The organism is Streptomyces fradiae ATCC 10745 = DSM 40063, from assembly GCF_008704425.1.
Classification (GTDB): domain Bacteria; phylum Actinomycetota; class Actinomycetes; order Streptomycetales; family Streptomycetaceae; genus Streptomyces; species Streptomyces fradiae.
This window is the reverse complement of record NZ_CP023696.1, coordinates 12259-36813: the sequence shown is the minus strand read 5'-3', so window position 1 is coordinate 36813 and position 24555 is coordinate 12259. Positions and strand designations below refer to the sequence as shown.

22 protein-coding genes are annotated in these 24555 nt (G+C 71.0%); 12 read left to right on the top strand and 10 right to left on the bottom strand.

The features are described 5' to 3' along the window. Nucleotides 1–177: 177 nt before the first annotated feature. From CP974_RS00155 to CP974_RS00125, 7 genes are all read left to right on the top strand, one after another. Nucleotides 178–1770, top strand: a complete 1593-nt coding sequence (locus CP974_RS00155; RefSeq protein WP_224354464.1) for a Mu transposase C-terminal domain-containing protein — start codon at nucleotides 178–180, stop codon at nucleotides 1768–1770. Further along, entirely contained in the window at nucleotides 1767–2573 is an 807-nt protein-coding gene (locus tag CP974_RS00150; protein WP_031127961.1) for an AAA family ATPase, read from the top strand. The genes CP974_RS00155 and CP974_RS00150 overlap by 4 nt, the downstream gene beginning before the upstream one ends. 62 nt (nucleotides 2574–2635) lie before the next feature. After that, nucleotides 2636–3400 carry an AAA family ATPase gene (locus CP974_RS00145; RefSeq protein ID WP_224354463.1) on the top strand — a complete coding sequence of 255 codons (765 nt, stop codon included), beginning with the start codon at nucleotides 2636–2638 and terminating at the stop codon, nucleotides 3398–3400. Then, nucleotides 3397–4854: a hypothetical protein gene (locus CP974_RS00140; protein WP_031127963.1), complete on the top strand. Its 1458-nt coding sequence runs from the start codon at nucleotides 3397–3399 to the stop codon at nucleotides 4852–4854. The genes CP974_RS00145 and CP974_RS00140 overlap by 4 nt, the downstream gene beginning before the upstream one ends. Then, nucleotides 4851–5690, top strand: a complete 840-nt coding sequence (locus CP974_RS00135) for a hypothetical protein (RefSeq protein ID WP_223844622.1) — start codon at nucleotides 4851–4853, stop codon at nucleotides 5688–5690. The genes CP974_RS00140 and CP974_RS00135 overlap by 4 nt, the downstream gene beginning before the upstream one ends. Before the next feature lie 23 nt (nucleotides 5691–5713). Then, nucleotides 5714–6862, top strand: coding sequence for a hypothetical protein (locus CP974_RS00130; RefSeq protein ID WP_223844621.1), 1149 nt, complete (start codon nucleotides 5714–5716; stop codon nucleotides 6860–6862). A gap of 44 nt (nucleotides 6863–6906) precedes the next feature. Further along, on the top strand, nucleotides 6907–7584 hold the full coding sequence (locus CP974_RS00125) for a helix-turn-helix domain-containing protein (RefSeq protein WP_031127966.1): 678 nt from the start codon (nucleotides 6907–6909) through the stop codon (nucleotides 7582–7584). A 111-nt stretch (nucleotides 7585–7695) separates the two neighbouring features. On the opposite strand, the gene CP974_RS00120 is transcribed toward CP974_RS00125, so the two are convergent. After that, on the bottom strand, nucleotides 7696–7941 hold the full coding sequence (locus CP974_RS00120; protein WP_031127967.1) for a hypothetical protein: 246 nt from the start codon (nucleotides 7939–7941) through the stop codon (nucleotides 7696–7698). A gap of 178 nt (nucleotides 7942–8119) precedes the next feature. On the opposite strand from CP974_RS00120, the gene CP974_RS00115 reads away from it, so the two are divergent. After that, the gene (locus tag CP974_RS00115) at nucleotides 8120–8410 is read left to right on the top strand and encodes a hypothetical protein (RefSeq protein ID WP_031127968.1); all 291 of its coding nucleotides are present in this window, start codon (nucleotides 8120–8122) and stop codon (nucleotides 8408–8410) included. Nucleotides 8411–8528: 118 nt separating this feature from the next. Here CP974_RS00115 and CP974_RS00110 read toward each other — a convergent pair whose 3' ends face one another. Both CP974_RS00110 and CP974_RS00105 read right to left on the bottom strand, forming a co-directional pair. Beyond that, nucleotides 8529–9041: a hypothetical protein gene (locus CP974_RS00110; RefSeq protein ID WP_031127969.1), complete on the bottom strand. Its 513-nt coding sequence runs from the start codon at nucleotides 9039–9041 to the stop codon at nucleotides 8529–8531. A gap of 73 nt (nucleotides 9042–9114) precedes the next feature. Then, nucleotides 9115–10488, bottom strand: a complete 1374-nt coding sequence (locus CP974_RS00105) for a hypothetical protein (protein ID WP_031127970.1) — start codon at nucleotides 10486–10488, stop codon at nucleotides 9115–9117. Nucleotides 10489–10819: 331 nt separating this feature from the next. Between CP974_RS00105 and CP974_RS00100 the strand changes: the two genes are divergently transcribed. After that, a complete protein-coding gene (locus tag CP974_RS00100) occupies nucleotides 10820–13201 on the top strand; it encodes a UvrD-helicase domain-containing protein (RefSeq protein ID WP_223844620.1) in 2382 nt (793 codons plus the stop codon). A gap of 155 nt (nucleotides 13202–13356) precedes the next feature. Here the strand turns inward: CP974_RS00100 and CP974_RS00095 are convergent, their stop codons facing one another. Both CP974_RS00095 and CP974_RS00090 read right to left on the bottom strand, forming a co-directional pair. Continuing rightward, nucleotides 13357–15219, bottom strand: a complete 1863-nt coding sequence (locus tag CP974_RS00095) for a P-loop NTPase family protein (RefSeq protein ID WP_140160844.1) — start codon at nucleotides 15217–15219, stop codon at nucleotides 13357–13359. Nucleotides 15220–15333: 114 nt separating this feature from the next. After that, the gene (locus CP974_RS00090; protein WP_085921419.1) at nucleotides 15334–15561 is read right to left on the bottom strand and encodes a hypothetical protein; all 228 of its coding nucleotides are present in this window, start codon (nucleotides 15559–15561) and stop codon (nucleotides 15334–15336) included. 407 nt (nucleotides 15562–15968) lie between these two features. Here CP974_RS00090 and tap point away from each other — a divergent pair, with 407 nt between their 5' ends. The 3 genes from tap to tpg all read left to right on the top strand — a co-directional run bounded on the left by tap (nucleotide 15969) and on the right by tpg (nucleotide 19127). Next, nucleotides 15969–18092: a telomere-associated protein Tap gene (tap, locus tag CP974_RS00085; protein WP_031127974.1), complete on the top strand. Its 2124-nt coding sequence runs from the start codon at nucleotides 15969–15971 to the stop codon at nucleotides 18090–18092. An 84-nt stretch (nucleotides 18093–18176) separates the two neighbouring features. Further along, the gene (locus tag CP974_RS00080) at nucleotides 18177–18569 is read left to right on the top strand and encodes a hypothetical protein (RefSeq protein WP_031127975.1); all 393 of its coding nucleotides are present in this window, start codon (nucleotides 18177–18179) and stop codon (nucleotides 18567–18569) included. A 3-nt stretch (nucleotides 18570–18572) separates the two neighbouring features. Beyond that, nucleotides 18573–19127, top strand: a complete 555-nt coding sequence (gene tpg / locus CP974_RS00075; RefSeq protein WP_031127976.1) for a telomere-protecting terminal protein Tpg — start codon at nucleotides 18573–18575, stop codon at nucleotides 19125–19127. A gap of 314 nt (nucleotides 19128–19441) precedes the next feature. Here the strand turns inward: tpg and CP974_RS00070 are convergent, their stop codons facing one another. The 5 genes from CP974_RS00070 to CP974_RS00050 are packed head-to-tail and all read right to left on the bottom strand — an operon-like array spanning nucleotide 19442 to nucleotide 24492. Beyond that, nucleotides 19442–19684 (bottom strand): phosphopantetheine-binding protein, encoded by a 243-nt coding sequence (locus CP974_RS00070; RefSeq protein ID WP_031127977.1) that lies wholly within the window; start codon nucleotides 19682–19684, stop codon nucleotides 19442–19444. Between the two features lie 57 nt (nucleotides 19685–19741). After that, the gene (locus CP974_RS00065; protein ID WP_223844619.1) at nucleotides 19742–21274 is read right to left on the bottom strand and encodes an amino acid adenylation domain-containing protein; all 1533 of its coding nucleotides are present in this window, start codon (nucleotides 21272–21274) and stop codon (nucleotides 19742–19744) included. A 55-nt stretch (nucleotides 21275–21329) separates the two neighbouring features. Then, nucleotides 21330–22580, bottom strand: coding sequence for a daptide-type RiPP biosynthesis aminotransferase (mpaD, locus tag CP974_RS00060; RefSeq protein ID WP_031127979.1), 1251 nt, complete (start codon nucleotides 22578–22580; stop codon nucleotides 21330–21332). Nucleotides 22581–22624: 44 nt separating this feature from the next. Next, entirely contained in the window at nucleotides 22625–23377 is a 753-nt protein-coding gene (locus CP974_RS00055; RefSeq protein WP_031127980.1) for an SDR family NAD(P)-dependent oxidoreductase, read from the bottom strand. Next, nucleotides 23374–24492: an outer membrane protein assembly factor BamB family protein gene (locus CP974_RS00050; protein WP_158100699.1), complete on the bottom strand. Its 1119-nt coding sequence runs from the start codon at nucleotides 24490–24492 to the stop codon at nucleotides 23374–23376. The genes CP974_RS00055 and CP974_RS00050 overlap by 4 nt, the downstream gene beginning before the upstream one ends. Nucleotides 24493–24555 lie beyond the last annotated feature (63 nt).

The window sequence follows — 24555 nt, the reverse complement described above, 5'->3', positions numbered from 1 at the left end:
TGAGGGTGAGGGTGAGGGTAGGAAACCTGGGTGCGGCTCATAGCCTCGCAGTAGGCGCATGCGTCAACACGTGTGCGTCTGCTGAACTGACCTGTACGCAAGCGTTGTTCGTTGTTGGAGGCTGTGCGTGATCGCCGTGCCGTTATCCGCCCGTCCGCCTTGTGGGTGCCGGGACCGGTGACGAGGCTGGATGGCGTCGTGGAGGCTGATGAGGCGGGCTTGGGGCGGCACCGGGACGAGTTGCGGCCAGCCGTGGTCCGGCAGTTGCTCAGGCTGCGGCAGTCGGGGGAGTTGACCACCGCGCATGTGCGGCTGGCTGCCGAGTCCGTGGGCGTGAGCGTACGCACAGTCTGGAACTGGCTGAAGCAGGCCGAGGAGAAGGGTTCCACGGAGAAGCCGGAGCGCAGGCGGTTCCGGATCACCGAAGAGATCATCGAGGTCCTCGCCGACTACCAGGGCAACGTCAAACGCGCCCACGAGCACCTGGTGCGCGTGGCAGAGGAGGCGGGGGAGAAACCGATCGGTCTGACCACGTTGCACGATGCCATCGCCCGTGACCTCGACCCCGGTTTCATGGCGGGCCTGCGGGAGGGCATTCCGGCCGCCCGCGGCTTCGACCCCGCCTTCCAGCGTCCTGCGGTGGCCCGCAATCAGGTGTGGGAGGGCGACCACAAGCAGGCGCCGACCGTCGTGATGATGCCCGACAAGAAACTGTCGAAGGTGTGGGTGACCTGGTTCGAGGACCGCGGTACCAGCCATGTGATGGGCTGGGCGGTCACCGCCGGCTCCGCGCACCGCGGCTCGGTCCTGGCGGCCGTACGGGCTTCGGTCCTGCGGGAGGATCCCTACGGGCCGGCCGGGGGACTGCCAGAGCTCGTGCGGGTCGACGGAGGCGCCGACTTCCTGTCCAAGACCGTCCGGCGGGCCTTCGGCCTCCTCGGTGTCCCGGTGCACCGGGTGCGCAGCGCCCGCCACAAAGGCGGTATCGAGCGGCTGAACCGCACCAGCATGACCCGCTTCTTCGCCGACCTGCCCCGCTACACCAAGGCGCCCCTGCTCGATCACCGCCGACGCGTCGGCGACACCGATCCGCCGTTGACCTTCGAGGCGTTCGTTCAGCGCCTGGGGGAGTGGGTGAATGAGCACAACACCCAGCACGTGGTGAAGCGCACCGGGGTGACGCCGCTTGAGGCGTGGCTGGCCGACCCCACTGAGATCCGGCCCGAGCCCACTCCGGCCGAGCTGCGCGCGTTCATGCTGGAGAGCGACCACAGGCCACGGAAGATCACCAGCCACGGGGTGGAGTTCGCAGGCCGCTGCTACATGCCCGAGAACGGTGTCGGCCGGATCGGGGTCGAGGTGCGGGTGCGGTGGATGCCGCACCACGCCCACGAGATCGACCTGTACACCTTCCGCGGCGACCGTTATCTGGGCCGGGCGTTCCTCAGCGACGAGGCCACCGAGGAACTGCGCGCCAAGGTCCTTGCCGATCGCCAGGAGCACAGCGCCGAACTGCGCCGGGCCTTGCAGCGCTCCGGTGAGCGCAAACGCGACCGCTATCTGCCGGCTACCGAACCCCAACTGCCCGTCTCTGCGACCCGCATGACCAAGGAAGAGGCGCTCGCCGAACTCGCGGGCACCAGCCGGCGAGCGCCTGCCGCTCCCCGCCGGCGCGCAGAGCCGTATCAGCCCTTGACGCCCATCCCGGCCGGCTGGGTGCGCCCCGGCCAGGCCACTGCCCCCGCCGATCCGCCTTCGGAGGACACATGACCACCACCGCCGCCACTTCTGCCGCGCCGTCCCAGCCGCCCGAGTCGGGGCCGCCGCGCCGTCCGGATCTGCGCCCGCAGTTCTTCCTTGGCCTTGAGGACTCCTCACTGGTCGCCACCGACACGCTGCTGCAGATCAAGGACACCGTCGTCGACACCGTCGAATCACGGGCCATGTCGGTGATCTACGGCGATGCGGGGCTCGGCAAGAGTTTCGGCACCCGGGCCACGATCCAGGAGATGAACCCGGATCTGATCCTCCCGCTGGACTTCGCCCGCTCCCGCCCGGGGCCGAAGGACCTGCGCGAGGAGCTGTTCCACCAGATGAACCTGTCCTGCAAGATGCCGGGGACGCCGACCGCGTTCGACAAACTGCTGCGCGAGACCCTGCCCCGCCGCCCGTATGTGATCGTGTGCGACGAGGCCCAGCAGTACCGGCGGGAGAACTTCGAGTTCCTGCGCAAGCTGTGGGACAACTGCGATCCCAAGCCCGCCATCCTCTTCGTCGGCGGCCGGGAGGCGTACGAGACGCTGCAGAGCGACCCGGCACTGGCCTCACGGATCTACATCCGCCTGGAGATCCTGGCCATGACCGAGGACGAGGTCCTCAGGACCATGCCCGACTCCCACCCGGTGTGGAGGGGCGCGGACGAGGCGCTGCTGAAGCGGGTCGACACCCAGTACGCGCTCGGCTCCTTCCGGGAGTGGGCGAAGGTCACCAAGCACGTGATCAAGGGCATGGAGCACTTGGGGGCCGACAAGGTCGACGACCGGGTCGTGGACTGGGCCCTGAAGCGATGCTGACCACCCCGCCTGTGCTGCCGGCCGTCTGGGGCACGACCTCCGCAGCCGAGCCCTTCGCCGTCATGGAAGACGCGGCCCCGTCCGGCCTGCACTTCCTCGACACCCCAGGTATGCGCACCGTACTCACCCCGGGCATGCTCGCCGTGGGCGACGCGCTCGCCGACGCGTACTCCCAGGGCCGGTTCGTGTGCGTGCTGGGCGAGGCCGGGGTCGGCAAGACCTTCGCCGTCCACACCGCCGCCCGCCGCCTCGGTGAGCTGGTGCTGCTGCCGCTGCGTTTCAGGGCTCAGCCGGCGCCGGCTGACCTGCGAGCCGCCCTTCACCGTGCACTTGGCCTCCGTGGTGAGGCACCCGCCGACCCAGGGGCCGCCGACGCCTGGATCCGTCGCGCCCTGGCTCTCAAACCGCGGATCGTCGTGGTCGAGGACGCCCACCGTCTGTCGACATCCAGCTTCGAGTACCTGCGTTTCCTCCACGACGACCTCCCCCAGGGGCTGTGCGTGGTCCTGATTGCCCAGGCGCGCGGCGAACGCTCCTTGCGCGCCCAGCGGATGCTCGCCACCCGCACCGCCGGCTGGCCCTACATCTGGCCGCTCACCCGCGACCAGATCCCGAAGGCGGTTCCCGCGCTGCACCCCGTGTGGCAGAGCGTCCCGCCCGACGACCTCAAAGCGCTGGACGCCCGCCTCGCCGATGGTTGTCTGCGCCGCTGGGCCGTGTTCACCCACCACATCCAGCAGGCACTGGCCGCCACAGGAGCGAGCACGCCCGACTGGGACATGCTGCAGTCCGTGGCCGACCGGGTCGACGGCGGACGCCGCCCATGACCGCACCCACACTTCCCCCCGCCCCCGCCCCGCGGGCCGCGCCGCCAGCGGCCTGGGCGGCGCGGCCGGTGAGGCTGCTGCTGGACGGCGATGACGACCACAACGTGCACAGAGCCGCCTACCAGTGGGCCGATCCCGCCCAAGGGCGGATCACCGTCGACCCGACCCCGCACACCACCAGCCCGGCCTACCTCGCACTGGACGTACTGCGCGCGAGCGGCCGCGACGGATTCTTGCGCCCCGAGGCCGAGCGGATGTCCACCGACCCGGCCTGGCGGGCGGTGACCTGCTGGACCCTGGCCTGCGGCCTTGACGAGGTCATCGTGCTGCGCGCCCACCGCCTCACCACCGAGCGCCTGCGCCGCCTGGCCGTCTGGCGCGCGGACACCGGTATCCGCCTGACCCTCCTGGCCCACACCCCGGAGCAGACCGACCTCCAGCGGCTGCTCGAACACCTCACAGCCGCCGAGTTGGTGGACGTGGCGACCGTACGAGGCACAGCCGCCGTTCTCGAGGCGATCGGCCCGGCCGCCACCAGGCGGCGCACCGGCCCGCCCCCGCGCGATCACGCACACCCGCTCCCGGCGCTGCCGCGCAGCTCGGTGGCCGCGTTCCGCGCGGACTGCTGGCGCCGCCAGAACGCCACCGACTTCGCGCACACCGACGGCCAGTACCGCGCCGGCTACGCCGCCGCCCGCACCTGGCTGGCCCGCACCCTGCCACCCCCACCAGCCCCGGTCGGCGGCATCACATCGGCAGACGACCCGGCCGAGCCCACCCTCTTCACCCTGCAGGAGACCGAGGCCGTGCGGCTGTTCCTGGCCCGCCTGACCGTCTCAAGTCCCAGCGCCGCGCACACCGTGGCCCGCGTGCGCGGCGCCCAGGCCGGCTTCTTGTCCCGCTCGTCTCTGCTCAACGTGCCCGACGACCTCGCCAGCTGTGCGGGGCCCGGCCTTACCACCGTGCCCCTCACCCCGCGCACCGTGCACACGATCACCGTGCGCCTGCCCAACCCGCTGCGCGCCGCCGCGATCGCGGCCCTGCTGTTCACCGGCACCGACAAGTCGCTGCTGTCGATGACCCAGATCGGATCCGTCGACGACACCCACACCATCGTGGCCATCGACCGCGACTCGCGGATCAACATCGGCGAACCTCCCGGACCCCGGCACCTGTACGCCGTCCCGCCCCGCGCCCGCCCCCTGCTGCACGCCGCCGTCGCATTCCGCCGCCACACCCCGCGCACCGCTGACAACCACGGCCTGTTCGCGAACTGCTTCGGCACCACGCCACGCTTCGAGGCCCTCATCGCCGACGCAGGCCTCCCCATCCCCGCCCTTCTCCACCCCCATCCCGGGGACGACTGGCACACCGCCGCCCGCTGCTGGCACCTGCACACCCCCACGCCCTCCGCCCCCGACGTCCTGCCGCGCCTTGGGGAGCTACACCCGTGACCGACCAGACCCCGCCGCCCGGCGACACGTCCGCGGCCGCGTTCGACCTGACGTTCCTGCGCACACGTGCCATGGAGTGCAGGCTCACCGACGAGGACCTGGCCGCGCTGACCGGTATCCCCGTTACCGACTTCGACACCCACCTCACCCCGAGCACCCTCCCCGCCGAGGCCCTGTTCACCCTCGCCCGCGCGCTGAACACCTCTGCGGAAGCCCTCCTGCGCCAGCCCGCACCGGCCCGCCGTTCCGCCCCGGGCGCGGCCACCCACGCCACCGTGCTGCACGCTGCTCTGCTCGAGGCCGACCGCATCCACCCCGACGACCTGGCCTCCGCTCTGGAATGGACCCCGCACCGCCTGCAGCGTGCCGCCACCACCCTGGCCGCACACCTCGAACAGTCCAGCAGTCCGCACCGGCTTATCCACACCGACACCGCCATCCACCTGACGTGCGTGCCCGACCTGCTCACCGGCAAGCAGCGACAGAACCTGCACAACTCAGGCCATACCGCCGCCTCCCTGGCCCCCGGCGAGGCCGCAGCCCTCACCCGCCTCCTTCACCACACCGCCTGCGGCCTCCCCCCCGACCTGCCCGCCGATCAGATCCCGCGCCTGGCCAACCGGCGCCTGCTCGCCCCTGCCGGCAAACAGCCCACTCCCCACCCGGACGTGCTGTTCGCCCTCGGCCTGGCCGCCCACCCCCTCCTGGACGCCGCCGGCCCCGCCGACCACCCCGCCCTGGGCCACCGCCACGCCGCTGCGGCCGGCGCAGACTCCGCAGGCCGCTCTGCTCCGGCGCCCGCCGCTGTCACACCGCCACCAAACGGAGCTCGATGATGCCGATGCCGCGTACGGCCGCCGTGTCCGAGACCACCACCGACTCGTCCGACAACATCACCACAGGCTCGTGGAAGCCCACGTGGTCACCCGGCCATACCTGCCCCGGCCTGCCCCCGCTCGCCGTGGTGTACGACCCTCACGACGACTACGCCTTCATGGCCGCCGCGCTGGCCGCCCACACCCCCGCGACCGGCCGCATCACCATCCACCCCACCCCGGTGGCGAGCGCTCCTGCCTCCCTGGCCCACGACCTGCTGCGCAGCCTGGGCAAACATCTCCCGCCGGCCGGCAGCGAGGACAGCACCTACTGGAGTGGCAACACCGAGACCACCTGGCGCGCGGTCGCCGCCTGGATCCTGGCCTTGCGTATCGGTCACGTCATCGTCACCCGGGCCCATCGCATCAGCTCCCGGCACTTCGAGCACCTTTTCGCCCTGGCCGAGCTCACCAAAATACGGCTGACTTTGCTGTGCCATGGCCCCCTCCCGCCCGTCCTGGCCGCCGCGCTGACCGTGCTCCCGCACGAAGCGCTGCACACCCTGGCCGCGGCCCGCCGCGCCGTGGCCGCTCCTGCACCGGCTCCACCACCGGCCGCCGACCGGTTCGCGTGGTGGGAGGCAAACGGGCAGTTCCCGCCCGACGAGGGCGAGCCGTGCTTCCTGCTGCCCACCCGCCGTACGCCCGGCCGCGGCGTGATCGAGGCAGCAGCCCGCCGCCTGGGCCGTACAGTGCTCCCGCTGCCAGCCGCCGGCCGCTTCCCGCCCGATCCCGACGAGCCGACCGTGCTCCTCGCGCACCGGCTCCATGCGCGCATCGCCCATCCCGTCCACGCCGCGGCGCTGGCAGTGCGGGTCTTCGCCGCCCAGACCGGCCCCACGGCCCGAACGGGCCGTGGCCGGGAGATGCGGACACCGTCCTGGGCAGTGGACTTGCTCGAGGCAGCCCGCCACTTCGGGCAGCTGGAGGGGCGCGCGGACACCACTTCCACGCCCCACCTCAGGTCCTTCGACCACGCGGCTGTGACCGAAGCAGCCCACGCCTGCGGCCTGCACGAGCACCAAGCGCCGGGCACGAAGCGGCAGCCTGCCGCGCCCACCTCGCGTTCCAGGCGGCCAGCCGCCGCGCGCGGCAGCGCCGGCGGCAGACCATCGCCCGGCCGGGCAGCATGAGACGTGCATGAACCCGACCACCTGCTGACACAAGGGAGTAGACGATGGCCGAGCCAGAGACAGAGCTCTTCGACGCGATCCGCCGCGACCACCGCGCGGGCGACAGGCTGCCCAGCTCCCTGGCCGCCCGGCACGGCGTGCCCCGCCAGACGGTCATGGAGGCGATCTCGGCCGTGCTGCCCCTGCCGCATTCCCTCCCGGCCGACGAGGAGCAACTGGGCGAGGCCCGTCAGCTTCTGGATGCGCTGCTGGCCGAAGACCAGGCCAAGGAGCCTGCCGAACGCCGCTCGGCCTTCGAGCTGTATGAGGAGCTGAGCCTTCGCACCAGCAGGCTTCCGCTGTCCTACCGGTGGGTGTGGGAGTACATCACCCATCGCCGCCCCCAGCACGCTTCCGACACTTCACCGGAAACACACGAGCCGGCCTGGGCGGGCAATGTCCCCTCCGACATGCCGAGCTTCGTCACCTACCTGATCACCAGTGCGGTGCGCGACCTGGCCGAGCTGAAGATCGAAGGGACGCTGCCGGCCGCCGATGGTGTCGAGCTCGGCATGGTCTCCCTCGGCAATGCCAGGGCCCGGATCAACCAGGCCCTGCACGAGTTCGCGCTGGTCGGACTCAGGGCTGGCCTGTCCTACGCCCAGATGAGCGCCTTCAGCGGCATCCCCGAAGACGACCTGGCAAAGCAGGTCGAGGACTACCACCGCCTCATGACCACCTGAGCAGCAGCAGCAGCCCCGCCCCGCCCGGTCGTCGGCCGTGACGGGCCGGGCTGTAGAGCGACGGGTATGCGGGCTCGCGGTGGCCGCACTCCGGCGACGGCGGTGAAAGCGTTACGGTCCGGCCGGGCGGTCGAAGGCCGGCCCCGCCGGACCGTCGTAGGCGCGGATGACCAGATGGCGGCAGGGGTGGGCGTCTTCCACACGCCGGCAGTGGGCCACCACGGCTCCCAGCGCACCACCGCGGCCCGTGCCGAATCCCAGCAGCGCTCCGCTGTCAGCATCGTGGACCCGGTAGTGGATGTCCTCGTTCATGCTCTTGGCGTCTGCAAGCGGTTCGCCGTTCCACGTGTCGGTCACTGCCGGTTCCGTTCGTCGAGGCGGGTTGTTGTCGCCCGCGCTGCAGAGGTTGGCCGACGGGCTGCTGCCGGCCAGCGGCTGGTGGGGTCTCGGCCGCGACCCGTACGCCGCGGGCCCGGTAGGGGGCAGGTCGGAGCGCAGCGAACGGACGGCCGTGAGGCTGTCGTAGCCTACGCGGATGGTGTTGAGCAACGATGAACGCGAGCTGTTGAAGCTGATTGTGCAGGCTGGCAGGCCGGTGTGGATGTCCGAGTACTTCCCGGTGCTGAACCCGGCCGAGCCCGGCATGGACGAGAACCATCCCGGCCATGAGGCGTGGACCGAGCGGCAGATGGCGTGGTACGGGGTCTCGATCAGTCTGTGGAAGCGGGGCCTGGTCCGTGTCGTGGTGCCGGCCGACGGCAGCCGCGGCGACCTGGTCGAGCCCACAGGCGAAGGACGTGCCGCTTTGGCCGCTGCGGGCGCGTGAGCCGCACGGCGGCGTGCTGCAGCCCGGGAAGCGGCCGGGCGCCTACCGGATCGTGCTGACGACGAAGCTCTGTGATCCCTGGCTTCGCCGTCAGCCCGGCGCATCGGGCGGCGTTCCGTTACTGCGGCAGCGTGTGGCCGATGCGGTCCTTCCACAGGGTGCGGGCGTGGCCGAGGTGGAGCAGGGCGATGTACCACCACAGGTCTGCCTGGGCGCCGTCGCTGCTGGCGAGGGTGGTGCGGTGCGCGGCGGCCTGGGCTTCCTGCAGCGCGCAGTTCACGCGCCACCAGTCGGCCGCGGCGCCGTCTGTGGAGCGGATGCTGCCGCGGGTGGCCTCACCGGCGGCTTCCCACAGGGCCTGCAGGGTGTAGCGCAGGGACCGTTCCTCCGGCGCGGTCACGTCGGCGTGCGGGAGGGTGGGGTCGATGACGACGCGGCCCCAGGCGTTGACGTGCTCAGCGATCAGCGCGAGAGTGACGGGACGCGGCGTGACCGGGGGAACGTGCACCGACGCCGCGCCGGCGGCGGGCGCGTGCGGTGCGGGGTCGAGCGGGTCGGCTTGGACCAGCAGCCGGGCGGTGGCCGCACAGGTGTCCTCGCAGCGGTGGAAGGGGCGGTGTTCGGGCTGCATCGGCTCCTTCTTCTCGTGGGGGAGCGCGCCATGCTAGCCCCCGCCCGGGGCACGGCCGACCCGAGCAACCCGGCTATCGGTCGAGGGCGGCGATCCCGGCCTTGAGGGCCTCTTGCGTGCCCAGTGCGATGCTGCCGGGTGCGCCGATGCGGGCCAGGGCGTCCCACTGCGCGGGGGTGACCATCGCGTGGACCTTCGTGTCCTCCAGCGGGCCGACGGAACCGTCGGGACGCGCGCCGAACTCGGTGGTGCGCCCGGTCCACATCTCGGTGAGCTGTTCGAGCATGCACTGGTGCCATTCCTCGGGCAGGGGCCCGTGTTTCTCGGCTGCTGCCTGGGCGATCACGTGTGCGGCGGCGCCGGAGGGCAGGGCGCCCAGTTCGCGGACGATGAGTGCGAGGCGCTTGGCGAGGCCGTCGAGGGTGGCCGCGTACGCGTCGCTGCCGCTGTACAGCGCATCGTGCACCTCCCGGTGCATCTCGTCGCTGATGCTCTCGGCCGCGACCTCCTCGACGGGCCGCTGCTGGATCTCGGCCGCGCGGCGCAGGCGCCTGGCGCTCTGGCCGGTCAGGCGGACGGTCACGGTCAGCTCGGCGTGCTCGCCCGCGGCGTCGTCGGCGGGGTGTGGTGCGGGGGTGTCCATGGGCGCTGACCGTAGTACCCGGCCGCCCGGGATCGCAGCGCGTTCCACCTGTGCAGAGGGATCGGCGTGCTCGGCGGTCACTGTCCTTGCGCCGGGATCGGGCACGTCGGGTGGGGCGGGGGTGTCCGCCTGAGGGCTTGAGAGAAGGTGGTCGAGCCAGTCGCGGGCGGCCCAGGCGGCGCGGCGGATCACCTGCTCGTCGGCTCCGACGCGGGTGTGTACCCCGATGGTCCGGTTGATGCGGGCGTTGACGTCGCGGTGTGTGGCGCCGGTGGCCGCGACGAGCTGGTTCACCATCGCGGTCAGCCGCATGCGCGGGGCGGGCCCGGTGTCGATCTCGTCGTCCCAGACCTCGTCCGGCTCCTGGTCGATCTCCGATTCCAACGCCGCACACCGGCCGCAGAAGTCGAAGATGCCGTCGACTTCGGCCTCGCCGCAGGCCAGGCACACGTAGCCGTCGCAGGTCGCGCACAGGCTGGAAGCGCTGTCCGCCTCGCGGCCCCAGGCACGTTCCTGGGAGACACACTGGCCGGTGCACGGCCGCGGGACATAGTGCGCCACGGTGGCCGCCGGCTGCGCCTTTTCACCCCGTTCTTCGCGTGCGGCCAGTTCCTCTGCTTGGCGGGCGGACCACTCGGCGTTCGCCCGGGCGCGGGCTTCCTGGCAGGCGGCCCATTCCGCCGGCGTGAGGTGGCTGGCGCACGCCACCACGGGGGCGGGGAGATCGTCGTAGCGGGGCCACTCGGCGGCCTCCCGGCGGCATAAGCGCCGGGTCGACTTGGCCCGGCGGGTACACGTCGGCATCCCGCACCTCCCGTGTGATCGCGTGGCCGGGCATCAGCGCGGTGCCCAGTGGTTCCCTTGCCTGCGGCAGCATAGAAACCGGGACTGACAACTCCTTCCGAAATCGGGAAAGTTCGCTGGCCTGATTGCAGCGACCGGATGCACCGGCCAAGGGATGGGGAGGGAGAACTGGCAGCGCACAGGTCCGCGGCGCTTCCTTGTGCGGCCCGTCCTGAATTCGGCCGGAACTGGCTACCGAACGTATGACTGTATTGACGGTTGGTCATCAGCTAGTCCAGCCTCTGGGGCTGCGGTACATGAAGCCGCGCTTCCCAGAGAGGAATCCATGGCCATGGAGCCGACGAAGGAGCAGCAGGCTGCCCGTGAGGTGTTCGCATCCGGCCGGGATCTGGCCCTGGTCGCCGGAGCGGGGACGGGCAAAACGTCCACCCTGATCCTGATGGGCGCCGCGACCCGCAAACGCGGGCTGTACGTGGCGTTCAACCGGGCGATCGCCGATGACGCCCGCGGACGGTTCGGGCCGAATGTGGAATGCCGTACCGCGCACTCCTTGGCCTTCCGTGCCGTCGGCCACCACTACCGTGAGCGTCTGGACGCCTCGGCGAGGATCCCCGCGAAGCACACCGCCCGCCTGCTCGGCATCACCCGCGACCTTGACGTGGGCTCCCGCCAGATCAAGGTCACTCACGCCGCTCGCCTGGTGATGGGCATGGTCCGCAAGTTCTGCTACACCACCGACCGGCAGGTCATGGCCCGCCACATGGAGCCGGTCAACGGCCTCGACGGTCCCGGCCAGGACTATCTCGCCCGCACCCTGCTGCCCTACGCGCACCGTGCGTGGGACGACATCTGCTCGCCCGCGGGCCGGCTGCGGTTCGAGCACGACCACTACATGAAGCTGTGGGCGATGACCTCCCCGCGGCTCGGCGCCGACTTCGTCCTGCTGGACGAGGCCCAGGACACCAACCCCGTCCTGGAGGAGGTCTTCCTCGCCCAGGACGCGCAGCGGGTGTGCGTCGGGGACCCGGCCCAGCAGATCTACGGCTGGCGCAACGCGCGCGATGTGATGACCGGCTTCCCCGCCGAGCAGCTGCGCCTGACCCAGTCCTTCCGCTTCGGCCCGGCCATCGCCGAGGTGGCCAACCGGTGGCTGGGACACGCCGAGTCGGAGATGCAGCTGACCGGCCACGGCCCCGGCTCCCGCGTGGGTGAGGTGTCGCAGCCCGAGGCGGTGCTGTGCCGGGGCAACGTAGACGCGATGAGCGAAGTCCTGTCCTACCTCGAGCTCGGCATCCCGGTGGCGCTGACCGGCGGGGGCAGCGCGCTGCAGCGCATCGCCAAGGCCGCACTCGAGCTCAAAGCCGGGCAGCGGACCAGCCACCCGGAGCTGTTCTTGTTCTCCTCCTGGGACGAGGTGCAGGAGTACGCCGAGCAGGACAAGGCCGGCCAGGACCTCAAAGCGATCGTGCAGCTGGTCGACACCTACGGCCCCGACCAGATCATCGCCGCGGTGGACCGCCTGTCCCCGCAGGAGAAGGCGCAGGTCACCGTCTCCACCGCGCACAAGGCCAAGGGACGGGAGTGGCCGTCGGTACGCATCGGCAAGGGCTTCATGGCCCCGTCGGTAGACGACCTGGGTCTGCAGCGCGCGCTGAATGCGAGCGAGGCCCGCCTGATCTATGTCGCGGTCACCCGCGCCCGCCACCAGTTGGACACCGAGGGCATCGCCTGGATCGACGCGTACGAAAAGACCATGGCCGACGCCGGCCGGGACGGCACGGTGGCCGGCCGGCCGATGATCGAGCTCAGTCTGACCGGGCAGCTGAAGTACGACTCCTCACCGATCTCGCAGTTCATGGCCGCCAACCTCCCGTACAGCCAGAACCTGGTGGGCGACTATCAGGCGCGTATCGCCGGCCTGGCGCACCCGGTGCAGCCGATCGACGTGCAGTACCCGAACTGGTCGGCCCTCGGGCACGCCATCGACTACCGCCTCCGCCTCAGCCTCGGAGGGCGGCTCGGACCGGCCGTCGTCGCCGGTGTCATGCTCCTTGACGAGACCGGACCGCTGCGCGGCGCACCGGCCCGCAAGGCCCTGCACACGGCGGGCCGGGAGCTGCTGGCCACCGTCGACAGCTACCTCGCCGCCCCCGGCAGCCTGGACGAGAACACGCTCATCCGGCTGTGCTTCGTTGCTGGCTTCTTCGAGGACATCGCCCGCACCGGTGAGATCCGCCGCTTCAGCATGCTCAGCTCCGCCACCCCCGCCACGACCCTGGACGACCTCACCGCGGCGGTCCCCGAGTACGTCGTGTGCGACATCGACCAGCAGATGCGGCTCGCCGAGGGTCCGTTCGCCTCCTTCCGCGCCCTGCCGGCCGCCTCCCGTGTGTGCGGTCCGGTCTTCGCCGGCAGCGGCGACATCGGCGGCGCTGACGCCGACTACATCCTCGGCGGCCTGCTGCTGGACTGCAAAGCCACCAAGGACCCCCGCCGCCTGGGCCGCGAGGAGATCTATCAGCTCGCCGGATACCTCCTGCTGGATTACGACGACCAGTTCGGCATCGACCAGGTCGGCCTGTACCTCTCCCGCCAGGGCGGCCTGATCACCTGGGATGCCGCCGGCTTCCTGCGCCGGCTCGGCGCGGGTGTTCCTCTGCCGCAACTGCGCGCACAGCTGCGCCGGCGCCTGCACGAGGCAGCCCGCCGCTGAAAGCCACGGCGGGCTGCTCCGGTACCCGGTCACGTGGGCGAGCCTGGTACCAGTTGAAAGGCTGGCTGGAGGCCGCTGAGGGCGTCGGCTGTCCGGGCGTGGCGGCGGGTGCTGGCCGCCCTGGGCTCTTGTGCGAAAGTGCAGGGCACGGGGGGTCAGTTGTCGCGGCGCGGGGCGTGGTCGAAGAACCGGTTGTCGGTGTCGATGCGGATTTCGCGCACGCCGGGGTAGGGGCGGGGGAGGGGGTCGTTGGTGGCGGCGATGATCTGGCAGGCGTAGCCGTCGGGGGAGGGGTCGTCGGCGATGTCGATGAGCGTGTCGATCAGACGCAGGCCGGTGTCGTGGTCCAGGCCCTGTGCTCCGAGGCCGGCCAGCGGCGAGTCGATGATCATCAGCGGCGGCACTCGGACGGTGGGATCGACGCGGCCGAGGTCACGCAGGGCCAGCAGCAGGGCGACGTTGGTGGCAACCTTGGGGCTTCCGGCGACCGAGCTCTCGGCGAAGGTCTTGTCGGCGGTGTGCCGTTCCTTGACGCGGGTGGTGAAGTTGACGGGGTCGATGTGGGCGGTCTCGACTTCGGGGTTGATCTGCTTCAGCCGGGTGAGGAAGAACTCCGACCAGCACCCGGTGACTTCCTTGCGGCGTACTTCGTGGGCGGTGACTGCGGCGTCCCGGGCGGCCTGTGCCGCGTCCATCTGTTCTTTGGCCGCCCGGATGACCTGCTCCTGGGCGCTGATGTAGTCGGCCGATTCCAGGCGTTCCTTGAGCTGGGCGACGTCGCGGCTCAGGCCGTGGGCCTCCTTCTCGGCCTGTTGCGCGGCCTTGCGGGCGGGCTGGAGATGTGCCTCGTCGTAGGCGTCGCGGGCGGTGAGCGCGGCCGCGGCCGCCGTATCCGCCTCGGCGGCCTGGTCGGCGGCGGCAGCCGATGCCTCCTGAAGGCTCCGCAGCCTGAGCAGGAGCCGGTCCACCTTCGCACGGGCTGCGGCGATCTGCCGCTCGCGCCGGTCTTCGGCGCCATCGTGTGGCTGACCGCATTGGCGGCACAGGCCCGGCTCCCGGTCGGGGAGGGGCTGTCCGCAGCAGGTGCAGTCCTGCGGTGTGGGCCCCAGCAGGGTGGCGAGTTCGCCCTCGGCGTGCGCGTGCTCGGCGGTGGCGCCGTTCACCTTGGCGTGGGCGGCGACAGCCTGCTTCGCGCTCTTCCGGCGCTGGGCTTCGGTCGCCTGGTGCAGGGCGACGAGCCGCCCGCGCTCCCCGACGGCGATCTTCAGTGCCGCGTCGGCCTTCTGCCACCGCTGCGCCGCCGCGTGGTGCTCGCGCTGCTTCTGCTCGTACGCGGCGCGGACGCTGGCCGGATCGGCCAGAGCGCCGCTGTCCCGCAGCTTCTTGAACGCCGCCAGAGCGGAGCGTGCCGCCCGGTACCGGGATGCGGCTTCCGAAGCGTTCTTCTCCAGCCCGGCAAGATCCTCGTTCCACAGGCCCAGGAGCACCTCCAGGGCGAGGACCCTCGCCTCGTCCTTCCCTCCGCCGAGGAACTCGGAGGCGATCGTGTTCTGCCGTAGCGCCATGACGGTGCCGTAGAAGTCGTCCAGTCCGGTACGCGTGGCTCCCCGGGCCGCTTGGGGCAGGCCGAGCAGGTCCTGGACGAAGGCACCGGCGGTCATCTCTCCGGCCTTCGCGCTCGTGACCGGCAGCAGGTGCTCGATCTCGCCGGTGTCGTCGAGGTTCTTCAAGGACACCCGTGCCCGCGGGTTCGATCCGCTGCGGGTGGCCTGCCAGCGGGTTCCGGCAACCCGGAAGACCAGCCGGACCTGCTGGCAGCCGCGGACCTCCGGCATGACGGTTGCCGTGAGAAGGCCCAGCGGGTAGAGCAGCGCTTCCAGCGCGGTGGACTTTCCGGCCTTGGAGTGGCCCACGAGGAAGGTCACCAGGCCCCTGAAGTAGCGGGCGTACCAGACGTCGCCCCGCTGGAATTCGAGCCGCTCGATCACAACGACGGGCCCACTGGGCCTCCTTGGCATCAGATGTGTTGGTCCACACCGGAAACGACCCTCAGCCGTATGGGTGACGGCCCCGGAGCGCACCGGGCCGGCTCCCTGCCACGTGGCCATCGGCCACCGGGACGACGGGGCGACTCAGCGGTGGTGCGGATCGCCCAGAAGCGGGGCTGGCCGGCCGGGACCGGCTGGATGGATCTCCAGGCCGCCATCGGCGTTGATGACGGGGCGGCGGCCGGGATAGGTGCGCCGGGCCGTATCGAGGTCCCGTTCGTCGAATTGACCGGCGAAGACGATCACTCTGTGGATGAGTTCCACCTTCTCGGCCCCCGTCGGCCACCGCCCTACCAACGCCTCCACGGTCATCGGCGCGGTCGTCGGCGGTAGATCCGGTCCTGACATAGGCCGTACCTCCGATGCGGGGCGTTTGGTGGTCACCGGCCTGAGCAGATCCCATGCGCGCCGGACGGTCCCGATGCCGCTGCTCCGTGCGCGCACCCGGGGGTGGCGGTACACGAGGCCGTCGGCACGGTGGGCGGGGCGTGTCACAGCAGCCCGCCCAGCGGCAGGATGCGCTCGGTGAGCTGTCCGCGCAGCCGTCCCCCGGCGGTGTCGGCTTCGGTGAGCCAGTCGGCGGCGACTAGCAGTTCGGCGTGCTCGCCGACCTGATCGGGGTCAGGGCGGTGAACTCGGCGACCTGCTTTCGCGTACTCCCCTTCAATCGGGTTAATAAATGGGTTAAATGGTGGGGTAAGTTCTGCTAGTGTTCAGGCATGGCAACTACCGAGGAAGAGCTGTTCGCGTCGGTCGACGCGTTGCTGGAGGAGGAGCCGCAGCTGCCGCCCCCGGCGGAGCGTGCCCGGCTGCGTGAGGCCGCTGGTATCACTCAGGCCCGTCTCGCGGCCGCGCTGAAGACGTCGACGCAGACGGTGAAGAACTATGAAAACGGGCGCTCTGAGCCGAAGTCGCCGCGCCTGGAGGCGTACCAGCGGCTGCTGAACGGCTGGGCGGCGAAGTACCCGGCCCACGGAGCTCCCGTCGCTGCGCCCGCAGCCCGGCCCGAGCCGGTTCCGCAGACGCTCACCGGCCCGGCCACTCCCGAGGCGGAGACGGCCGCACCGGTGGAAACTCCCGCCGCCCCGACCGCTCCCCGGCGTGCCGCCCGTCCGGCCGCGCGCCCCGCGTCGACGTCGCGGCGTCCGGCGGCGAAGAAGGCCGCCGCGCCCGCGCTGGCCCCGTGCTTCCCGCACGGGCCGCTCGCCGTGCTGGACGGCGACGGTTCCGCGTACGGCGTCGACGGGATCGTGCTCGACTGCCCGGCCACCACGATCCCGGAGCTGGTGGAGTGGACGCTGCGTGAGTCCGGCCTCGGTGCGTCGAAGCTGAACCGCTACGGCAAGGACAGCGACCCGCTGATCGTGCTCACCGCGTCCGCGGCCGTGAAGCTTGGGCTGCCGGAGCGCCTGGAGGGTCACGAGCAGCGCCGTTCCCTGCGCCTGCCGGAGGACCACCCGGTTATCAAGCAAGTGGGACGCGCGAAGTGGCAGCTCACGCAGCGCGGGTTCGGGCCGTGGGCCCGGATCTACCGCAAGGCCCAGGGGCGCGAGCGGCAGTGCGTGCAGCTGGCAGTCTTGTCGTGGGACGCCCTCGACTCCCGGTCGTGGCCCGGCGTCGCGGACATGGAGCCGACCGACATCGCCCGCGTCCTCGGCGTCTACGCCCAGCGGGTCATCACCCCGCGCGGCTCCACCGCCGTCTCCGGCCTGGAGCTGATGACGGCGCTCCGCCCGCCCACGCGCGCCGTGCGGGACGAAGCGACCGGGAACTGGGTCAGTGGCAACAATCCGGGCTCGCTGGGGACGGAGCCGATGGACCCGGCGCCGCCGGAGGCCACCCCAGAGCACCCCGTGGTCGTGAACTCCGGCTGGACGGGCGGGTTCATCGATGAGGAGGCGTATCAGTGGGTGCGGCCGGTGGACCTGCTCACCGACGAGGAGTGCACCCTGCCGTACGCGGTCGGCCTGGACCTGAACACCGCCTTCCTCGCCGCCGCGGCCCGCCTGGCCGTTGGCCTGTCGGCGCCCGACCACTTCCACGCCCCGAAGTTCAACCCGAAGATCCCCGGCAGCTGGCTGGTCGACCTGTCCCACATCGAGCTGGACCCGCGCCTCCCGTCACCGTTCACCCCGGACGGCACCCGCCCCACCGGCCCCGGCTGGTATCAGACGCACACCGTCGCCTACGCCCAGGAACTCGGCTACAACGTGGCGCCGATCGAGGCGTACCTGCGCCGCGAAACCGGCGCCTACCTGGACCCGTGGCACGACCGCCTCAAGAACGCCTACGTCGACACCCTCGCCGACCTCGGCGTCACCAAGGACCTGGACGACCGGGCCTTCCTTGCCGCGATGGAGCAGCACAAGCAGGTCGACCCGGCCCTGACCGCCGTGTTGGCCGCCATCAAGGCGACCGTGAAGGGCGGCGTCGGCAAGCTCCGCGAGCGCCCGCAGGGCAAGAACTACAACGACGGGGACCGATGGCCGGCCCTGGAACGCCCGACCTGGCGCCCCGACATCCGCGCCGCCGTCATCAGCAAAGCCCGGGTCAACATGCACCGCAAACTCAACAACATGGTGAAGATGACCGGCCTGTACCCCCTCGCCGTACTGTCCGACTGCGTCGTCTACCCCAGCCCCGGCGACAGCCCGCTCGACTTCCTCCCGTACGCGGCCTCCGGCAAGCCCCAGCCCGGCGGCTTCCGCCTCGGCCCCACCCCGGGCATGGCGAAGCTGGAAGGCGTCCAGTCGATGCTGTGGGCGGTCGACCTGATGGAGCAGGGCCTCAACCCGGCCCGGCACATCAAGGGCGGCGACGCCGTCGTCGACGAAGGCGAGTAAGGCCGCGACCACAGACACCGGCATGACGCCGCCCCAGCTTGAGGCAGGCGCGGACACCGAACCGCGCCGAAGGAGTCGTACCTGATGAACACCCCCGACGCCCTGCCCCCGCAGTGGCCAGTTCCCACCGCCCCGCCCACCCATAACCCGGCGCTGTTCGCGCGGGCGATGCGGGACATGCGCCTGACCTGGCGCGCCCGCGGCGTCCTGGCCGAACTCGCCACCGGCTACACACCCGGCCAGGAGCCCACGGTCACCGAACTGGTCTCCCTCACCCGCGACGAGCGCCTGGCCGCCGAGGGACGCGACGCCTTCCGCAAAGCGGTCGGCGAGCTGCGCAGCCTCGGCTACCTCTCACCCGACGCCACCACGGCCTCCGGCGTGGGCGAGCGCCTGGTCGTTGACCTCGCCCCGGCTGCAGCCGCCCGCCTGATCCCCCAGCGTTACGGCCACAGCCCGTTCACGGACGGGAGCTGACCGGTGGGAGAGATCGAGGATGCTATCGAGCGGGCGGACCAGGAGGCGTTCACACGCGAGCCGCCCAAGAGCCTCAAAGCCCGTATCAACTTCCTGGTGGCGCAGATGAAGACCACCAAGGCTGTCGCGGTCGAGATCGGGGTCAGTCAGCGATCGGTGGAGCGCTACCTCACCGGCGAGCGCAAACACCCGCCCAAGCCCATCGCCGACCGGATCGACGCCGCCGTCCGCGCCCGCTGGCAGCCGAAAGTCCGAGGGCGCCACCGCAAACAGGCCGCCACCACGACCGGCATCACCATCGAGACCAGGGCCCGGTTCGGCTACACCGCCCCAGTCGGCAGCACCGACGACGGCCGGATGCGCCGCCTGACCGTCCACCTTCCGCCGGCCTACGCCCGCCGGCTGTTCGAAGCCCAGCAACAGGGCGCCACCGACCAGCAGATGCGTGACATCGTCGCCGAAGGACTGCAGGAGGTGTACTTCAAAGACGGCGGACGCCGCGCCGCAGGCCTCGAAGTCGCCCTCACCGATATCGACTACTTTGACGTCTCCTACTGACAGGGCTGGGCTCGAGCGGTGGGATTGACAACTACCGAATCGGCAAGAGGTGGCGGAACGGGCAGGCGCCCTCAAAAGAAGACGCCCGTCAGGGACGCAGTACGGCCGACGCCGCCCAGCACAGCAAACGTCAGCTGCTGCCCACTCCAATCCGAGGGCGGCGAGCTGCCGGAGACTGCCGGGATGAGCTTGACCTCCGTCCCGTCCGGCAGCATCTCCACGAGGGGCTCTGGGGAACGTCAGAGAGCGGTGTGGGCCTTCCGACGACGTCGCCGTGCCGTCTTGGCGCTGCTGCGGGATCCGGTTCCGATTACTCAGCGGCGCCCGGCTCTCACCTCCGCGTCCACGGCATGCGCGAAGGATTCGAGCGTGGGACATTCCGCGAACAGCCGCAAGGAGAGCCTCGCTCCGGTCTCTTTGCCGAGCCGGGCCAGGACCTGGCTCCCGAGAAGTGAATGGCCGCCCAGTTCGAAGAAGTCATCGGTGGGTTCGATCGTCTCGACTGCCAGGACGTCGCGCCAGATCCGCGCGACCAGGGCAAGCATCTCCGATTCCATTCCAGCCTTCCCTTCTCGCCCGCGTGTCGACGCGTCCAGCCGTGTCACAGAGATGCGTCACGCAATCTCCAGGCGTACGAGTTCTTCGAGCCGTTTCCGGTCGAGCTTGCTGTTCAACGTCAGAGGCAGTGCTGGGACATCGACGAATCGAGACGGCATCATGTACGGCGGCAGACGCTCTGCCAGGTAGGCGCGCAGTGCGGGGACGTCGGCCGCGACAGAGCCGGGCGATGGCACGCAGCACGCCACAAGGAAGGGGTCGCCGTGGGCTCTCCTCGTCATGACGACCGCGGCCTCGCGGATGTTGTCGTGGGCGTTGAGCAGTGCTTCCACCTCCCCGAGCTCGATGCGCAGGCCACGCAGCTTCACCTGCGTGTCGGTGCGCCCCTCGAACCACAGCCTGTCCTGCTCGACGCGGGCCAGGTCCCCGGTCCGGTACCAACGTTCCGTCGTGCCGCTGTCGACGGTGACGAAGCTGCGGGCTGTCCGGTCGGGCAGTCCCAGGTAGCCCCAGGCCACACCGGCGCCGCCCAGATGGATCTCACCGGTCCGGCCCGCAGGGGCTGGTCTGCCCCCTTCCAGGACGGTGACCGTTACGTGCGGCAGGGCCCTGCCGATCGGCGTGTCGGATCGGGCGGGGTCGAGGTTCTCCTCAGCCAGCTCCTGCCAGGTGGCGTAGACGGTTGCCTCGGTCGGGCCGTACAGGTTGTAGACCCTCGCGGCGGGCGCGATCCCGGACTTCAGCCAGCGCAGCACGGTGTGCGGTTCGACGGGTTCTCCGCACAGCAGTATCCGCCGAAGACACGGCAGCGCGGCCCCCTCCTCTTCCAGAGCGTTCAGCAGGTACCGGAAGACTGTGGGTACTTGGCTCAGTACACTCACCCGACGGTCGGCCAGGAGCCGCTGGAAGGCTGTCGGTGCGCTTGCCACGTCCTCGGGAACGACCACGAACCGTCCGCCCGTGACGAGCGGGATCCAGATCTCCGCCACACTGATGTCGAAGCACGGTGAGGTGAACTGGGCCCAGATGTCATCGCTCCCGAACTGGAAGGTGCGGACGACACCGTCCAGAAAGGCCAGGACGTTCGCGTGTCGCAGGACGACCCCCTTGGGACGGCCCGTCGACCCGGAGGTGTAGAGCACGTACGCGGTGTCAGGCGGAAGCGGCGTACGCGCGGGCCGCGGGTCGAGCACGCGCATCGCGAAGCCGGCTTCTCCCTCCCCGTTCTCCACCAGCAGGCCCATCCCCGAGTCGGCGATGATGTGGTCCTGGCGGGCACGGGGGTAGGAGACATCGACGGGGACGTATGCGGACCCGTGTTTCCAGACGCCCAGCAGCGCGGCGTACAGGCGCCACCCCCGCCGCATCCGGACGCCGACGGCGCCGCCGGGAGCGACACCGCGAGCCGAGATCATGCGGGCGACGCGGTCCGCTTCACGGTCGAGTTCCGCGTACGTGACGCGCCGATCCCCGTCCTGGAGCGCTGTCGCCTCGGGCGTCGCGGCCCGCACCGCGGAGACCCACGCGTCCACGCGACGAAACCCGGCGCCCTCGGCAGGAGGGATCCGCCCGCCTCCGAGATCCTTCACCGCCGCCTCCTCGTCCCCTTGTCCTGCCGCACCGCTCCCCGCCTTCCATCGCAGCTCAGCGAAAGTGGCGTTTGACGCCGGCGCGGATCGAGTCGAACAGCGAGCACGTGTCCTCCGGCGAGTAGACCAACGCGGGCAGGATCTGGACGCAGCTCGGCCCCGGATGGACCAGAGCACCCTCTCTGCGGATCGCCGCGACCAGCGCGGCGACTTCGGCGTCGGAGAGCGGCTCACCGCGATGACGGAGCATGATCGCGCGCAGGCAGCCGCGTCCGGAGGCGGACGTGACCTGGTCGACCTCGCCGACCAGGGCATCCAATTCGGCGTCGAGCCGTCCGGACAGGGCGGTGCTGAGGGACGCGCCGTCGAGGCGGCGCATCTCGTCGAGCGTCGCCAGCACCGCCGCGGCCGTGGCCGGTGTACCCGCCTGCGTCTCGCCGTGGCCCAGGACCGCACCCGCGTGGACGAACGCGTCGGCGACGTCGTGGGACACGATCACCGCGGACGCGGCCATAGTGCCGTTGGTCAGGCTCTTGGAGGTCACCAGAATGTCCGGCGGCTCCGGCCAGGCTTGACTCGCGAAGAAGGGGCCCACCCGCCAGAACCCCGTGGTGACCTCGTCGGCGACCAGCAAGAACCCATGTTCCCGGCGCAGCCGCAGCAGCTCCGCCACGTACGCGTCGGACAGTTCGAGGGCCGGCGTGCCCAGGACCGGTTCCACCACGACGGCCGCGATCCGGCCGCGGTGCTTGTCGAGCAGGCGTTCCAGTTCCTCGGACTCGTTGGGGCGGACGTGGGTGACGAGCCGCCGGTCGATCCCGTACACACGATGACCCAGATCCGCGCCGGTCAGGGCGGCGGCGCCGTAGGTGAGACCGTGCCAGCCTCCGTCGAGCCCGACGATTCCCTTGCGGACGTGCTCGCCGCGCAGCGCGAAGTAGTGCCGCACCACCTTCATGACGAGGTCGTTGGCGGCGCCACCGGAGGTCGAGAAGAGCACCCGGCCGAAGTGCTCGGCCCCCGCCACCTCGCGCAGCGCCTCGGCTGCCCGGCGCGCGTACACGTTCTCGTACCGGTACACGCTGAGATACGACGCGTCGCGCAACGCCTCGAACACCGCGGTCGCGATGGCCTCGTTGCCGTAGCCGAGGACACAGTTCCACAACCCACTCGTCCCACACAGGACCTCGTCACCGTCGCTGAACGTCAGCCGCACCCCGCGGGCGGAAACGGTGCAGTAGTCGTCGTCGCCCTGCCATTCGACGGGCATCATGAGCGGCCACAGGACGTGGGGTTGGTGCGTCATCGGTATCTCCTGGGTCAGGGCGGTGCGCCCGGGGGACGGTGCGGTCAGATGAGGGAGCCGGCTGAACCCCCGTCGAGGCGGCACACCATGCCGTTGCCGGCGGGCCCGAGCCCGGCGAGGTACTCGACGCTCCGGTAGCAGGCGTCGAAGCCGATGAGGTCGTCGATGACGTAGAACGGGTTCGCCTTACGGAGGAAGGCGCGTTTCACGTCCTCGACGGGGACGTCGTGCCGCTCCGCGACCCGCTGGAAGTCCGCCAGCTTCCGCGGATCGGGCAGGGGCCCGAGGAGCAGGGTCGCCACACTCACCTGGGCGGATCGGAAGGTGTCGGCCAGCGAAGTCGTCAGGACGCGCAGCGCCGCCTTGGTCGCGGCGTATGGTGCGGACTGCTTGGTGGCGTGGTAGATCGAATCGGAGTTGACCACGACACAGGAGCAGAAGCGGTCCGTCGGCTGGGCGGCGAGCACGCCGTGCAGCAGACGGTAGGGGACGAGCGCGTTCACCCGGAACATGGCCTCCAACTCGTCGAGTGCTGGGGGCTTGCCTGGGATGGCGCCGTACGTCACCGCGTTGTGGACGACGAGGTCGTATGCGTCGCTGCCCGCTCCCTCCAGAAACCGGTGGGCCTCCTCCGGGTCGGACAGGTCGAGCCGCTCGTACGCGAACCCCTCGGAGCCGGGCACCTCCGATGCCGGGCGGCGTCCGGTGCCGACCACCTGCCATCCGTTCGAGGCCAGCCGGGTCGCGAGATGGGAACCCAGGCTCTGGCTCGCTCCGATCACCAGCGCGCGCTTCATGGCCGCTCCTTCGCGGTCTCGGCCGTGCGGAACCGGAAGTGGTACAGCATGCCCGAGTACGAGCCGCCGTACATGCTGCCGTCCGGCGCCGGCACCGGCGTGACGTCCATCGCGGGGTCGTGATCGGCGAGGCCGAGAACCTGACTGGTCTCCCACAGGAAGCGACCGTCCTCCGGGCGCAGTCCGACGGCGTTGCCGCGGGACACCACCGCCGTGACGCCGCCGTCGGGCAGCACGGTGAACGACGTGTACTCGCGGGGGCCATACCCCGGGGCGCTCCAGACCACGGACCGCCGGTCTGCATCGATGCCGTGGGCCGTGCCGTCCTGGGTGCCGACCACCAGGAAGCGGCCGGACGCAGCCGGGCTGGCCACCACCTTGCCCCCCAGTTCCGCCACACCGCGCAGCACGCCGGAACCGGAGTCGAGGAAGAGGCACCGGCCGTCGACCGGGCACACGGCGACCTCGTCGCGCCCCGTGAGCACCACGGGCGAGGACTTGATCGTGTGGCCCGCCTCGTAACGCCACGTCTCCGTGCCGTCCGGCCGCAGGCACAGTACGTACTCCGCACACGCGACGACGGCGTTGCCGTCCGCCGTCGTGGCGGGGCTGGCGTACGCGTCACGGTGCGCCGCCGATCCGATACCGGCGTGCCACGGACGCGGCAGGTCACGCGCGAAGCGCACCGTACCCGTGGCGAGGTCGATGCCGAGGCAACGGCTGTCGAAAGCGGTCAGCACCAGCAGGTCGGCTTCGGGTAGCAGAGTGGGCGTCGCGTAGATCCCGGCCCCGGTTTGCGTCCGCCAGATCACCGTGCCACGCAGGTCGACGCAGGCCACCTCGCCGCTGGTGGTCGCCACCACGACGCGCCGGCGCGAGCGGTCCGCCACGAGCGAGGAGTAGATCGGGCCGCCGAGCCGTACGTGCCAGTACGCCTTCGTCAACGTACGGTCGTACAGCCGGACACGCCCGTCGTAGCTGCCGACCACCGTGCCGACCCCCGGCACGGCGACCGGCGAGGCACACACCGGGACGGGGATGCCCGCGCCGTCCCGGTCACCGTGGTGCAACAGCTCGGCGTGGCCGCACACGACCGGTTCCGTGTCCCACCGCACGGTCGTCCCCCCGTCTGGCCTCAGCGGGAGGATCCCCTTGAGCGGATCGTGACGGAACCGGGG

Excerpts from the sequence above, each read along its gene's own strand:
- CP974_RS00150 (WP_031127961.1), top strand. The coding sequence starts at position 1,767 with ATGACCACCACCGCCGCCACTTCTGCCGCGCCGTCCCAGCCGCCCGAG.
- CP974_RS00055 (WP_031127980.1), bottom strand. The coding sequence starts at position 23,377 with ATGAAGCGCGCGCTGGTGATCGGAGCGAGCCAGAGCCTGGGTTCCCAT.
- CP974_RS00140 (WP_031127963.1), top strand. The coding sequence starts at position 3,397 with ATGACCGCACCCACACTTCCCCCCGCCCCCGCCCCGCGGGCCGCGCCG.
- CP974_RS00090 (WP_085921419.1), bottom strand. The coding sequence starts at position 15,561 with ATGACCGTGGAGGCGTTGGTAGGGCGGTGGCCGACGGGGGCCGAGAAG.
- mpaD (WP_031127979.1), bottom strand. The coding sequence starts at position 22,580 with ATGACGCACCAACCCCACGTCCTGTGGCCGCTCATGATGCCCGTCGAA.
- CP974_RS00110 (WP_031127969.1), bottom strand. The coding sequence starts at position 9,041 with ATGCAGCCCGAACACCGCCCCTTCCACCGCTGCGAGGACACCTGTGCG.
- CP974_RS00095 (WP_140160844.1), bottom strand. The coding sequence starts at position 15,219 with ATGCCAAGGAGGCCCAGTGGGCCCGTCGTTGTGATCGAGCGGCTCGAA.
- tap (WP_031127974.1), top strand. The coding sequence starts at position 15,969 with ATGGCAACTACCGAGGAAGAGCTGTTCGCGTCGGTCGACGCGTTGCTG.
- CP974_RS00145 (WP_224354463.1), top strand. The coding sequence starts at position 2,636 with ATGGAAGACGCGGCCCCGTCCGGCCTGCACTTCCTCGACACCCCAGGT.
- CP974_RS00115 (WP_031127968.1), top strand. The coding sequence starts at position 8,120 with ATGGTGTTGAGCAACGATGAACGCGAGCTGTTGAAGCTGATTGTGCAG.
- CP974_RS00125 (WP_031127966.1), top strand. The coding sequence starts at position 6,907 with ATGGCCGAGCCAGAGACAGAGCTCTTCGACGCGATCCGCCGCGACCAC.
- CP974_RS00105 (WP_031127970.1), bottom strand. The coding sequence starts at position 10,488 with ATGCCGACGTGTACCCGCCGGGCCAAGTCGACCCGGCGCTTATGCCGC.
- CP974_RS00070 (WP_031127977.1), bottom strand. The coding sequence starts at position 19,684 with ATGGAATCGGAGATGCTTGCCCTGGTCGCGCGGATCTGGCGCGACGTC.
- CP974_RS00100 (WP_223844620.1), top strand. The coding sequence starts at position 10,820 with ATGGAGCCGACGAAGGAGCAGCAGGCTGCCCGTGAGGTGTTCGCATCC.
- CP974_RS00080 (WP_031127975.1), top strand. The coding sequence starts at position 18,177 with ATGAACACCCCCGACGCCCTGCCCCCGCAGTGGCCAGTTCCCACCGCC.